Origin of the sequence: Gabonibacter massiliensis (genome assembly GCA_001487125.1) — a bacterium.
Classification (GTDB): Bacteria; Bacteroidota; Bacteroidia; order Bacteroidales; family Marinifilaceae; genus Gabonibacter; species Gabonibacter massiliensis.
The window spans coordinates 581408-594893 of the sequence record LN913013.1; the positions used below are offsets into that span (position 1 = coordinate 581408).

General features: G+C 43.1%; 10 protein-coding genes. 2 read left to right on the forward strand and 8 right to left on the reverse strand.

Translation table 11 applies throughout. The features are described 5' to 3' along the window. The first annotated feature begins 105 nt into the window (after positions 1–105). Complete coding sequence (locus tag BN3283_RS06745; protein WP_041503661.1) at positions 106–2289, forward strand: sodium-translocating pyrophosphatase; 2184 nt, start codon at positions 106–108, stop codon at positions 2287–2289. A gap of 67 nt (positions 2290–2356) precedes the next feature. On the opposite strand, the gene ftcD is transcribed toward BN3283_RS06745, so the two are convergent. From ftcD to purH, 8 genes are all read right to left on the reverse strand, one after another. Next, on the reverse strand, positions 2357–4057 hold the full coding sequence (ftcD, locus tag BN3283_RS06750) for a glutamate formimidoyltransferase (RefSeq protein ID WP_041504903.1): 1701 nt from the start codon (positions 4055–4057) through the stop codon (positions 2357–2359). Positions 4058–4230: 173 nt separating this feature from the next. After that, positions 4231–5484, reverse strand: coding sequence for an imidazolonepropionase (gene hutI / locus BN3283_RS06755; RefSeq protein ID WP_041503659.1), 1254 nt, complete (start codon positions 5482–5484; stop codon positions 4231–4233). Between the two features lie 103 nt (positions 5485–5587). Further along, positions 5588–7009 (reverse strand): rod shape-determining protein RodA, encoded by a 1422-nt coding sequence (rodA, locus tag BN3283_RS06760; RefSeq protein ID WP_041503658.1) that lies wholly within the window; start codon positions 7007–7009, stop codon positions 5588–5590. Further along, the gene (mrdA, locus tag BN3283_RS06765; RefSeq protein WP_041503657.1) at positions 7002–8840 is read right to left on the reverse strand and encodes a penicillin-binding protein 2; all 1839 of its coding nucleotides are present in this window, start codon (positions 8838–8840) and stop codon (positions 7002–7004) included. The genes rodA and mrdA overlap by 8 nt, the downstream gene beginning before the upstream one ends. A gap of 32 nt (positions 8841–8872) precedes the next feature. Next, positions 8873–9379, reverse strand: coding sequence for a hypothetical protein (locus tag BN3283_RS06770; protein WP_041503656.1), 507 nt, complete (start codon positions 9377–9379; stop codon positions 8873–8875). Beyond that, a complete protein-coding gene (mreC, locus tag BN3283_RS06775) occupies positions 9372–10199 on the reverse strand; it encodes a rod shape-determining protein MreC (protein WP_041503655.1) in 828 nt (275 codons plus the stop codon). Before mreC ends, BN3283_RS06770 begins: the two co-directional genes overlap by 8 nt. 3 nt (positions 10200–10202) lie before the next feature. Continuing rightward, positions 10203–11225, reverse strand: coding sequence for a rod shape-determining protein (locus BN3283_RS06780; protein WP_041504040.1), 1023 nt, complete (start codon positions 11223–11225; stop codon positions 10203–10205). A 5-nt stretch (positions 11226–11230) separates the two neighbouring features. Then, positions 11231–12769 carry a bifunctional phosphoribosylaminoimidazolecarboxamide formyltransferase/IMP cyclohydrolase gene (purH, locus tag BN3283_RS06785; RefSeq protein WP_059026153.1) on the reverse strand — a complete coding sequence of 513 codons (1539 nt, stop codon included), beginning with the start codon at positions 12767–12769 and terminating at the stop codon, positions 11231–11233. A gap of 190 nt (positions 12770–12959) precedes the next feature. Here purH and BN3283_RS06790 point away from each other — a divergent pair, with 190 nt between their 5' ends. After that, a complete protein-coding gene (locus BN3283_RS06790) occupies positions 12960–13481 on the forward strand; it encodes a hypothetical protein (protein ID WP_041503653.1) in 522 nt (173 codons plus the stop codon). The last annotated feature ends 5 nt before the right edge of the window (positions 13482–13486 follow it).

Consider the following 13486-nt stretch of genomic DNA (forward strand, 5'->3'; position numbering starts at 1 on the left):
AAGAGATAGATATTTTCAGTTATTTATGTTTACTTTTACTCATCAGGTTCGTTTACTGCTTGATGAGTTTTTTGTATTTAATATTAACTGCCAAATATAAGAACTATGTTAAACGATCTATTCTGGATAGTACCTGTTTGTGCTATTATCGCGCTGCTTTTCGCAAGAATCTTTTTTAGTCATATGATGAAAGAATCCGAAGGTACGGATACGATGAAACGTATTGCAGGACACGTGCGTAAAGGAGCTATGGCTTATTTAAGTCAACAATATAAAGTAGTCGGTGTTGTATTCGTAGTATTGTGTATCCTTTTTGCCTGGATGGCGTATGGACCCGGTTTGCAAAACGAATGGGTGTGGTTCGCCTTTTTGACTGGTGGTTTTTTCTCGGGGTTAGCCGGGTATATAGGCATGAAAACAGCTACCTATGCGTCTGCCCGTACGGCTAATGCGGCACGCAGGAATTTAAACGACGGATTGAAAATAGCATTTCGTTCAGGAGCCGTGATGGGATTGGTAGTTGTCGGATTGGCTCTGTTGGATATCTCGTTGTGGTGGCTTTTATTGGATTATTTCGTTGAAGAACCGACGACATCAGAAAAGGCGATCGTGATTACGACGACCATGCTCACTTTCGGCATGGGAGCTTCGACTCAAGCTCTTTTCGCGAGAGTGGGAGGGGGTATTTTTACCAAGGCTGCCGATGTCGGAGCGGATCTGGTGGGAAAGGTAGAGGCCGGTATACCGGAAGATGATCCTCGAAATCCGGCGACAATAGCCGATAACGTGGGGGATAACGTGGGGGATGTCGCTGGTATGGGAGCCGATTTGTATGAATCCTATTGCGGTTCTATCCTGGCAACGGCAGCATTGGGGGCCGCAGCCTATCGGTTGGATCCCGATATACAGTTCAATGCTATTTTGGCCCCGATGTTGATAGCCGCTTTCGGAGTCGTACTTTCGTTATTGGGTATATTTATGGTAAAAACGAAAGAAGGAGCTTCACAACAACAACTTCTGAGGGCCTTGGACCGGGGTATTAATATCAGTTCCGTTTTAATTATAGCCTCCAGTTTTTTAGTTTTTCATTTGTTGGGTTTAAGTTACTGGATATGCGGTTCCGTCATCGTGGGACTACTCACGGGGATCGTCATCGGAAAGGCAACCGAGTATTACACGTCACATGCTTATAAACCGACACAGGATATAGCTAAAAGTTCAGAAACAGGACCTGCCACGGTGATAATCAAGGGTATCGGAACAGGTATGATCTCTACATCGATTCCTGTACTCGCTATCGTTGCGGGTATTATTCTCTCTTTCCTTTTTGCTTCGGAATTTGATTTTTCAAACGTATCGGTAGGCCTGTACGGTATAGGCATTGCAGCCGTCGGAATGCTTTCTACTTTAGGAATCACGCTGGCGACCGATGCATACGGTCCTATTGCGGACAATGCGGGGGGAAATGCCGAAATGAGCAATCTGGGAAAGGAGGTACGTCATCGTACGGATGCTTTAGATGCTTTGGGAAATACGACGGCCGCCACGGGAAAAGGGTTTGCGATCGGTTCTGCCGCTCTTACCGGATTAGCTTTGATCGCCTCATATCTCGAAGAGATTAAAATCGGATTGCTCCGTATGGGAGAAGAGATATTGACTATCGGTAGCGAGACCGTTAAAACGGCTGATGCTTCTTTGACGGATTTCATGTATTATTACGATGTGACATTGATGAATCCGAAGGTGTTGGCAGGTATATTTATCGGAGCTATGATGGCTTTCTTATTCTGCGGGTTAACCATGAATGCCGTGGGGAGAGCGGCCCAAAAGATGGTAAACGAAGTCCGCCGTCAATTCAGGGAAATCAAAGGAATCATGACGGGAGAGGGAGAGCCTGATTACGCCAAGTGCGTCGAGATATCCACGAAAGGAGCTCAACAAGAAATGATTTTTCCTTCCTTGTTAGCCATCATTGTTCCGGTTGTTATGGGATTGATCTTCGGTGTCGCGGGAGTCATCGGCCTCTTGGCGGGTGGATTGGGAGCCGGGTTCGTATTGGCGATCTTTATGGCCAACTCGGGAGGGGCTTGGGATAATGCCAAAAAGTTTATAGAAGAAGGAAATTTAGGGGGCAAAGGATCCGACAATCACAAGGCGACGGTCATCGGTGATACGGTAGGAGACCCGTTCAAAGATACTTCCGGTCCGAGTTTGAATATTTTGATCAAGCTGATGAGTATGGTCGCTATCGTGATGGCAGGCGTTACCTGTGCTTTCAGTTTGCTATGAAACGGGTGGGATGAAACAAAAAAATCCACGATGATATTCATCGTGGATTTTTTATATCGATTCTATATTATATTTTAGAATTGACGATCTCTAAGATCTCCGTTTCCATTTGTTTTGCCATCTCGACCACTTTTTCTCCTCGGCTGATGATGTCGTTTGCGTACGCTTTGTCGTCTAATCCCGCGGCGTTTATTTTCACGTTTAAAAATGCGCCGATTACTCCGGAGCGGGCGGCCAAAGCACCTACTCCAGCATCGGTTACCGAATTCGGGTTTCCGATTTCAGCCATGGCTTTCACCACTTCCATACATTCGTAACATAACATCATCGTTTTGAAAGGCACTTCCGTGGCAAACCGGGTTGCATCCTGAATCGCCCGATGACGGGCTGCTTTTTCTTCTTCGCTCTTCTTGGGTAGGCCGAATGCATCCATAATACGATTGAATGCGTTAGTATCCTCGTCAACCATTTTGATTAATTCCACCTGATACGCTTTTCCCCTTTCTGCCCAATTGCTAAATTCTTCCCAACGATCGTCCCAACCCCGTTTATGAGAGGAGAGGTTTGCTACCATCGTGGCCAAGGAGGAGCCCAAGGCTCCCATATAAGCGGAAATCGAACCGCCCCCGGGAGCGGGAGATTCCGAAGCCGTTTCATCGGCAAATTCGGCTAATGTCATATCCACCAAATGCTTCTTGCCGTTATTCATTTCGTCTTCTAATATGTACTCGATGATTTTTTTCCGCGGTTCAAAAGGATAAAGTTCGTCTAATCCCAAAGATTTGACAGCGATCTTTATCAATTCTTTATCCGAAACACCGGTAGAACGTTGTTGTTTCCGTAAGAAATAGCGTCCGGCATCCAGCATGGCCTTTAATGGAATAACACCGACTAATTCGGAACCGGTTACTCTTACTCCCCGATCATTGGCCTTACGACAAACTTCGTCGAACGCCTCGTGTACGGAGGTTACCGATATATCTGTCAAGTTCATGGAGATCTGGGCAATACCGTATTCTTCTATAAACCAACCGATCGCTTTGACCGATTTCAACGTTCCGGGAATCATAACGGGTTTCCCTTTTTCGTCCAGCACTTTTTTCCCCGTGATGGGATTTCCTTCCCGTTTAACCCGCCCGCGTTCACGTACGTCGAAGGCTATGGAGTTTGCCCGACGGGTAGAAGTGGTGTTCAGATTGACATTGTAAGCCACCAGGAAGTTTCGGGCTCCTACGGCCGTGGCCCCGGTTTTGGCTGTCCATTCGTTTAATTCCCGGGGACCGAAATCGGGATGCCATTGCTCACTGCTCAATCGTTCTCCCAATGCTTCGTATTCTCCAGCCCGGCAGGTTGCCAAATTCTTTCTTTCCGGCACGAAGGCTGCATTTTCGTAACAATACACGGGTATATTCAATTCTTCTCCGATACGTTTTGCCAATTTACGAGCATATTCGACCGTCTCTTCCATGGTAATATTAGCTACCGGAACCAACGGACAAACATCCGTGGCACCGAAACGGGGATGTGCTCCTTTGTGTTTCTTCATATCGATAAGTTCGGAGGCTTTCTTTACGGCACGAAAAGCAGCTTCGCAAACTTCTTCAGGAGTACCGACCAAGGTGACAACCGTACGGTTGGTCGCTTTTCCCGGGTCTACGTCAATGAGGCTGACTCCTTCCACAGCTTTAATCTCTGCTGTAATCTGATCGATAATATGCATATCGTTTCCCTCGCTGAAATTGGGAACGCATTCAATTAGTTTTTTCATATTCTATTGCGATATTGTTATAACAACTGATGTTTATTCTGTCTCTAACACTCTAATCTATTCAAAGAAAGCTTACAATTTGTAATCCGAGAATGCCAATGGGCTACGGATAACGGATCCGATAGGCTTTGCGAATCCATACTTTTTTATAATGTGAATAAGGCATACCGTTATTAAATTTGTTCTCCGTTCAAAAACACGGCTTCGATCAGATTACTCCCGTAAGCATACGGAAGAAATTCGATCCCGCTAACGGGTGTTGTGATATAGAAATTAGCTTTTTTGCCGACAGCGATACTTCCCAGTTCGTTTTCAACTCCCATAGCATACGCGGAATTAATCGTCGTGGCGTTAATTACCTCCTCCGGAAGCATTTTATAATTCACACATCCCAGAGACATGACGAATTTCATGTTGCCGGAAGGAGAGGAGCCGGGATTATAGTCGGAAGCCAATGCGACGGGAAGCCCCGCGTTGATCATTTCCCGCACGGGAGAATAAGGCATATTCAAAAAGAATGCCGCTCCCGGTAATACCGTCGGCATCGTCTCACTGCCTTTCAATGCTTCGATCTCTTTTTCCCCCACATATTCCAAATGATCGACGGAAAGTGCGTTGTATTTTACACCTACCTGGATACCACCCGAGTAGTCCAGTTCGTTAGCATGTATCTTCGCGCGTAATCCGTGTTTCATTCCGGCATTCAACATACGATCCGTATCTTCGACCGTAAAAAATCCTTTATCGCAGAACACATCGATATAGTCGGCCAACTCCTCGGAAGCGACAGCCGGAATCATCTCGTTGATAATCAAATCCACGTATTCCGTCTGGCGTCCTTTGTATTCGGTCGGAACAGCATGTGCTCCTAAAAACGTTGATTTTATGGTCAGGGGGGTATCCTCTTTTAATCGTTTGATTACCCGCAGCATCTTTAGTTCGCTTTCCGTACTAAGACCGTAACCGCTTTTGATTTCAACGGCTCCCGTTCCTAACATGGCAATCTCTTGGAGACGTTCGAAAGCCGAATCGTACAATTCCTCTTCACTGGCCTTTCGAATACGTTCTGCAGAATTTAAAATTCCTCCTCCTCTTCGAGCAATCTCTTCATAAGAGAGCCCTTTGATCTTGTCGATGTACTCGATCTCCCGGCTGCCTGCATATACAATGTGCGTGTGTGAATCGCAAAAAGCGGGGAGAACCAAACGGCCGGTGGCATCAATCTCTTGAATGGTATCGCCTCCTTCGTACACGGCGTGCTGGTCCAATTCGCTCATTTTACCGAAAGCTTGTATGTAACCGTCTTCCACCAACAAATAGGCATTGTCGATCATTCCCAAACGGGCCATGTCCGCACCTGCGACCCTCGTTCTCGGTTCTTTCTCAACTTGAACAAGTTGTTTTATATTTATAACTAATGTTTTCATGTTTATCGTTTTAAATTATTCGGGAGCGAAAGTATAAAATTTAATCTACAATTTAAAACATTTACGATTTATAGGCTCCAGTATACTCCAATTAAAATATCTACTATCTAAATACTTGTAAACGATTGGAGTCGAGCCGTAAAAATATGAATATGAGTATCGTAAAGGCCCACAGCGAAGATCCCCCGTAACTGAAAAAAGGAAGAGGAATCCCGATAACGGGAGCCATCCCGATGGTCATCCCGATGTTCACTGCCATATGGAAGAATAGGATAGAGGCTACGCCATACCCGTATATCCGGGAAAAATTGGAACGTTGGCGCTCTGCCAAATAGATAATACGTAAAATAAATGTCATAAGTAATAGTATGACCAGGGCACTTCCCACGAACCCCCACTCTTCCCCGACGGTACAAAAGATGAAATCCGTGCTTTGTTCCGGAACGAAATTAAATTTTGTCTGCGTTCCTTGTAAAAAACCTTTTCCCCAAAAACCCCCTGAACCAATGGCAATTTTGGATTGATAGACGTTATATCCCGTTCCTTTTTTGTCCATGGTTATACCTAACAGATTATTAATACGGTCCCTTTGGTGGGGTTGAAGTTTCTCGAACATGTAGTCGACAGATACCGTGGCTCCGATGCATAACCAAGAAACGAATATCAGTAATGCGATATGCTTTATCTTCTTTTGGTAGATATAGATCAATCCGGCCAGGTTGCAAATCAGATAAGACAACAGCAACAGATAGTAATCAGATAAATTTCCTTGAATGGCCCAGTTGACCAAAAAGAAGAGAAAAAAGAGCAGGGTCAATATTCCGATGATTTTGATTAGTTCCCTGAGATTATGTCGGTAATAATAATAGGCAGCTAAGGTTCCTATCAGTATTATAACCAATACGGTAAACGGAGAGTACAAAATACTGAGAACAAAAAGCGCCACGGCAACAAAACAAAGTAAAAGAATGGAACCGTGCAGCCCTTCCCTGAATAATACCAGAATAAAAGAGCTGTATACAAGAGCGGAACCCGTGTCGTTTTGTAAAATAATGAGAGCGGCAGGTATGAACAAAATAATCCCGATCAACAATAAATTACTTATTTTCATCACCTTGAAATTATGTCTGCTCATCACGTTGGCCAATGCCAAATTGGTCGCAAATTTAGCGAATTCAGCCGGCTGAATGCGAATACCCTGAATTTCGAACCAGGAACGAGCCCCATGTACCTCTTTACCGAAGATTAGCACACAGAGCAGAAGACATATGGTAATCCCGTAAATGATAAAAGAAAAAGCGGTAAAAAATTTACTATCGGTCAGTAACACTAAAAAAGCCAATAGGAAAGAAGCACCTATCCATATCAGTTGTTTCCCGTATTGTTGCGAAAAATCAAATATACTGTTGTGATTCTCGTCGTATACGGCGGCATATATGTTGATCCAGCCCATAAAGACAAGCAAAATATAAAGTAGGATAGAGATCCAGTCGATATTAGCAATCAGGTTCGTTTGTCTATTCATCGCCTTTTCTGTTTTTATTTGTTTGGCGAATTAAATCGCTTTCAAGCATTCTTTTTTCTAACTCTTTTTTCTTATCCGATATCTTACCTTTCAAATATTTTTCAATCAACAAGCCGGCAATAGGGGCGGCATAAGTAGATCCCCACACTCCGTTTTCCACGTAGACGATAAGTGCGATTTTAGGGCGGTCCACGGGTGCAAAAGCGATAAAGACGGAGTGATCGTCCCCTTGCGGATTTTGTACGGTTCCTGTTTTTCCGGCAATCGCTATGGAATCGACCTGAGCATTTCTTCCGGTACCTTTTTTCACTACTAATTCCATCCCTTCTATGATCGGCTTAAAATAGGCCTTATTGATATCGACGGTATGTTTTTCTATCCGGTTCCGGGGGGCGGTCTCGTCAGGCCGCACGATATGGGGAGTCATGTAATATCCGCGGTTTGCCAGAATTGCGGCGATATTTGCCATCTGTATAGGGGTTATCAACAGTTCGCCCTGTCCGATCGACAATGATATGATATAGAGAGGATGCCAATTTTTGGTGCGGTGTACCCGGTCATAATAGGCTTGTGTCGGAATGGAGCCGTTCACCTCGTTTTGGAAATCAGGACATAATCTGCTTCCCAACCCGAAGGAGATTACGTATTTTCTCCATTCATTATAGGCATTTCGTACATTTTCATATTGCGGTAACTCCAATACGCGCCGAAACACATTCACGTAATAAGGATTACAGGAATTTTGAATAGATGCCCGCAAATCGGTAGGGGAGTCGTGGAAATGACATTTCATAAAACGTTTACCGCCAATATAAGCTCCTCCTGAACAGGAAAATTTGCTTTCGGTAGTTATCGCTTTCGTCTGCAGTCCGATCAGGGCTTGAATCGTTTTGAAAATAGATCCGGGAGGATACTGAGCCATTGTCGTACGATCGAACAGAGGACGTAAACTGTCCTGTTCCAGTTTCAAGTAATTCCTGCCTCTGTCCAGTCCAACCATCAGTTGGGGATCGTAACCCGGACTCGATACCTTTGCTAAAATCTCCCCGGTTTCCGGTTCGATTGCCACGATACCTCCTTTTTTGTTACGCATTAGCTGATAAGCGTATTCCTGTAAATCTATATCCAATGTAGTTTCCAAATCTTGCCCTACAATCGCTTCCTTGTCGTATTTTCCGTCCTGAAAGGAGCCTTTTACCCGGTTATGATTATCGACCAAGACGATTTTTTTTCCTTTCTCTCCCCGAAGTGTGGTCTCGTAAGTTCTTTCCAATCCGTTAATACCGATATAATCTCCCGGTTCGTAACAGGTGTCTTTTTTCACTTGATCCAAACTGACTTCTCCGATATAACCGAATACATCTGCAGAATGTTGAACATTGTATTTTCTTAATGTTCTCGTTTGAATATAGAATCCCGGATAGCGATACAGCTTTTCCTGAAGTACGGCATATTTATCTCCGGTAATTTGGGAAACCAAAATAGAAGGCTTATACCTGGAGTAAGTTTTGCATTTTTGAATGTTTCTGTCTAAAAATTCTTTCGATATGCCAAGTATGGAAATTAAGTCCGTCGTGTCGAATTCTTTTACCTGTCTCGGAATAATCATCAAGTCGTATGCCGCTTGATTATCGACCAATAGTTTATGATTACGGTCGTATATCAGACCGCGTGCAGGGTATACTGTCTCGATCCTCTGTGAATTATTGTCTGCCATTTGTTTGAATTGATCATCGACTACCTGATAAACGAATAGCCTGATGATATAAATAACGCAGACGCATACGATAATACCCGCGATAATTCCTTTTCTATATCCAAATTTATTCATTTGAATGAATCTTTTTCAATTCGAAGAAATACTTACCTGTTTACCTTTTTCAATCCGATAAAGTAATAAAGCAAGATCAACAACCAGGAGATAAAAGTACTGAAAATTATCCGGATTAAAGTGATAAACGGATCGCTAAAAGTAAAAGCTTCGGCAAAAATAAGAACGACATTGAACAGGAGGGTTGACACACCCGAATATTTTAGAAACCAGTTGAATTCCGTCAATCGTTGGGCTCCATGAATATCATCCAATTTCTCCCGGTTAGATGTCGATTGCAACAGCCAGGGACGGATATAGGCAGTAAAGGTGGAAGCCGCCGCATGGATTCCCACGGTCTTGTCGGCCAGGTCCATTACGAATCCCAATAGAAAACCAAAAAACAATAGGGGGATTCCTTTGAATTTGTAAGGAAGAATATAAATGGCCAGAATATAAATATTGATATAGAAATAAGATCCGAGATGAATATTATCCAAAATAAAAATTTGGATAATACACAATATGAACAAATGGATAAAATAATTTATATTATTCATGATAATTGTTTCCTTCTAATCTTTTTTTCTCATTCTTCCAATAATCATTCACGATGTAGACATGATAGAGTTTTTTAAAGTCTACGGCCAAGCGCACTTTTATAGCTAAAAAGTTAGCCGTTTCCCGAGTAGTCGATTCGACGAAACCGATCAGCAATCCTTCCGGAAAAATAGAGGAGAAGCCGGAGGTGACCACCGTATCTCCCGGACTGATCTCCACGTGGTAGGGTATATCGTTCAAATAAGAGTAACGATAATCACTTCCGTCCCATTGCAACGAACCGTAATACCCGTTTTTCTTTATTTTAGCCGATACCCTCGAATTTACATTGATCAACGGAATTACAAAAGAATAATGTTCGCTCGTGTCCTGTATTAAGCCGACTACTCCCTCCGGGGAACATACCGCCATCTCTTTCCGGACGCCGTCCTGACCTCCCCGGTTTAGCGTCAAATAATTTTTAGTCCTGTTGAAAGTTGCATTTACAACTTTTGCATCCACATAGTTGTACAGTATGCAACTGTCAAGGATAAACGATTTTACTTCTGAACTATCTTTTTTTGAATTTAAAATCTCCAATCGATTTTTTAAAGCTACATTCTCTTTTACCAAGTTTTCATTTCGTTCGGCCAACCAAAAATAATTTTCGGTTTCCGTAACAACGGAAGAGATGTAATTAAAGACAGAAGAAGAGTATTGGGAGAATACAACTCTCTGATAGTCGTTATTATTGACTATCAGAGAAAAGCATAAAACTTCCAATAATATAAAAATTATAGTAAAATGATACTTAAGTATCAGTCTTATAATTTCTTTCACCTCTTATCGGATAAGGAATGAGAATTTATCTACATTTTTTAGTGCGATTCCGGTTCCGCGTGCCACAGCACGAAGAGGATCCTCTGCAATATGGAACGGTATGTTCAATTTATCTGATAACCGTTTGTCCAATCCTCGCAACAAGGCTCCGCCTCCGGCCAAGTAAATGCCTTTATTCACAATATCGGCATACAGTTCAGGCGGGGTTTGTTCCAAAGCACCCAAAATAGCTATCTCTATCTTAGAAATCGACTTTTCTATACAATGAGCGATTTCCTGATAGGAGACCGGAACTTCTACAGGCAGGGAAGTCATTTGGTTCGGACCTTGTACCACGAAGTCCGCAGGCGGTTCGTCCAATTCGGATAGAGCCGATCCCACATGAATTTTTATCTCCTCCGCCGTTCTTTCTCCGATCTTTATATTGTGTTGGTGACGCATGTATTCCTGAATATCGTCCGTCAAATCGTCTCCTGCGATACGAATCGATTTGTTGCTAACTATACCACCCAAAGAAATAACTGCGATTTCTGTTGTTCCGCCACCTATGTCAACAATCATATTTCCTTCCGGAGCCTCCACGTCCAAACCGATACCTAATGCCGCGGCCATCGGCTCATAGATCATGTATACGTCCCGTCCTCCCGCGTGCTCGGCGGAATCGCGTACGGCTCTAATTTCGACCTCCGTACTTCCGGAAGGGATACATACGACGATCCGTAAAGAAGGGGAGAAGAATTTACCTTTTCCGTTAGCCATTTTAATCATTCCCCTGATCATCTGTTCGGCAGCGTTAAAGTCTGCAATAACTCCATCGCGCAACGGCCGGATCGTTTTGATATAATCATGGGTTTTTCCTTGCATTTGCCGGGCTTTTTCCCCAATTGCAATTACCTTTTCCGATTTTTTATCTATGGCTACGATAGAGGGTTCATTCACCACCATCTTATCGTTCATGATGATAATGGTGTTTGCCGTCCCTAAGTCTATCGCGATATCTTGTGTTAAAAAAGAAAATAAACTCATAGTCATTAATGTTTAAAATGTCTCATACCTGTAAAAATCATAGCTATCCCGTATTGGTCGGCAGCATCAATGGATTCCTGATCCCGGATAGAACCTCCGGGCTGGATTATAGCCGTGATACCAGCCTTATGGGCTGCTTCCACGCAATCGGCAAAGGGGAAAAACGCATCGGATGCCATAACGCTACCGGGGATACGCTCTGCTCCCTGACGAATCGCATTTTCTAATGCCCAAATCCGGCTGACCTGTCCCGGGCCTACGCCTGTCGTGCACTTATCCTTTGCAATCACGATAGCATTAGATTTAGTATGCTTTACAACTTTCCATGCAAAAAGTAAGTCCTTCAACTCTTCTTCCGTCGGGTGACGCTGGGTTACCACTTTAAGTTCTCCTTCGATCAATCGTTGATCCATGTCCTGTATCAATAAACCGCCTAAAACGGTTTTAGCTTTAGGCGTGGTATATGTCCTCCGATCGATATCTTTTACTTGCAATAATCTTAAATTTTTCTTTTTGGAGAAAACGGACAATGCTTCTTCGGAAAAAGAGGGAGCGACGATCACCTCTAAAAAAACGGGAGCCATTTTTTCAGCGGTAGCCTTGTCTATTTCCCGGTTGGCGGCTACAATCCCTCCATATATGGAAACCGGATCCGCGTCATACGCTTTCTGGAAAGCATCCGCCAAGGTTGCAGCACTCCCGACACCACAAGGATTAGCGTGTTTCGCCGCTACAATCGTAGGTTCATCAAACTCTTTCAATGCCTCTAACGCTCCGTCCGTATCCCCGATGTTATTGTATGATAACTCCTTGCCTTGTAATTGGATCGCTCCCGTTAATGTCCCTTCCGTCTCCTGGATACAACTATAAAAAGTTGCTTCCTGATGCGGATTCTCGCCATATCTTAAATCTTGTTTCTTTTCATAAGTTAAGGTTATGGTTTTGGGAGAGGTGATATGCAGACGTTTCGAGAAGTAGTTGGCGATCAAAGCGTCGTAATGCGAGGTATGAATAAATACTTTGGCAGCCAATTGCTCTTTCGTCTCCGGCAAGGTTTCTCCGTTTTCCCTTATTTCAGCAATAACCCGCTCGTAATCTTCCGGATCAGTAACAACCGTCACGAAAGGATAATTTTTAGCCGCGGCCCGGATCATGGTAGGCCCGCCAATGTCTATATTTTCTATGATCTCCTCGTGCGAGACTCCTTCTTTCAAAATCGTCTGTTTGAAAGGATACAAATTACAAACCACCATATCGATGGGCTCTATACCCAATTCGGCCATTTGTTGTTTATGTTTTTCATTGTCCCTGATTGCCAAGATACCCCCTTCGACATTGGGATGCAGCGTTTTCACTCTTCCGTCGAAACATTCCGGAAATTTTGTCAGGTCAGCGATATCTTTCACCTGAATACCCTCTTCCTTTAATATTTTTGATGTTCCTCCGGTAGAAATAATTTCCCACCCCATAGAATTTAGAGATTTAGCGAAGTCAACAATTCCACTTTTGTCAAATACACTAATCAATGCTTTTTTCGTTCTCATCCGGATTTATTTTATTTTTTTAAACGAAATCAATTATACTCGTTGACAAAGGTAAAAAAAAGATAGTTATTTTACATGTTGAGTATATAATTTCATAGAAAAAATATATAGGAAAAATATTTTTCTTACATCGGAAGCGTGGGGTTATAAAAAATAGTTATATTTGGTCGACACTAAAAATGATATTTTTATGAGTGACAACGCTTTGGATATTATAGTATATATAGCATTGACCATCGGAGCCAGCTTATTGGGAGTTCTAAAGTCTTCTAAGGATAAAAACAAAAAGAGGCAACCCTCTGCGCCACACGAAACTGTTCGTCCGGAAATTTACGTTCCGGCAGAAGATGGGACAGAAGGAGATTTTTTCGATCAAATTTTTGGTAAACGGGTAGAGGTCCCGCAACAGGAAGATGAAATAGAGAAGCCGGAAGTCGGAACGGAAAAACAAATTATACCCGATTTCTTAAAAAGGAAAGAGACGGAAGCCATCGCTCATTTCGGAAAATCCGATGAAGAGAGGATGGAAATATTAAAGAGCGATCAACGGGCCCGAAAAGATATGAGAGACAAACGTTTTGCCGCTTTATTCCGACTGCACGAAAATGACATGCAAGAAAGCGATACGAGCGAATCGAATTCCGGTAATACAATCCGTTTCGATTTGCCGGAAGCGGTTATCGCGAGTGAAATATTGAATCGCAAGTATTAACCTCT

Bases quoted from the DNA above. Each gene is read 5' to 3' on its own strand.
- BN3283_RS06745 (WP_041503661.1), top strand. From the start codon at position 106: ATGTTAAACGATCTATTCTGGATAGTACCTGTTTGTGCTATTATCGCG.
- ftcD (WP_041504903.1), bottom strand. From the start codon at position 4,057: ATGAAAAAACTAATTGAATGCGTTCCCAATTTCAGCGAGGGAAACGAT.
- hutI (WP_041503659.1), bottom strand. From the start codon at position 5,484: ATGAAAACATTAGTTATAAATATAAAACAACTTGTTCAAGTTGAGAAA.
- rodA (WP_041503658.1), bottom strand. From the start codon at position 7,009: ATGAATAGACAAACGAACCTGATTGCTAATATCGACTGGATCTCTATC.
- mrdA (WP_041503657.1), bottom strand. From the start codon at position 8,840: ATGAATAAATTTGGATATAGAAAAGGAATTATCGCGGGTATTATCGTA.
- BN3283_RS06770 (WP_041503656.1), bottom strand. From the start codon at position 9,379: ATGAATAATATAAATTATTTTATCCATTTGTTCATATTGTGTATTATC.
- BN3283_RS06780 (WP_041504040.1), bottom strand. From the start codon at position 11,225: ATGAGTTTATTTTCTTTTTTAACACAAGATATCGCGATAGACTTAGGG.
- purH (WP_059026153.1), bottom strand. From the start codon at position 12,769: ATGAGAACGAAAAAAGCATTGATTAGTGTATTTGACAAAAGTGGAATT.
- BN3283_RS06790 (WP_041503653.1), top strand. From the start codon at position 12,960: ATGAGTGACAACGCTTTGGATATTATAGTATATATAGCATTGACCATC.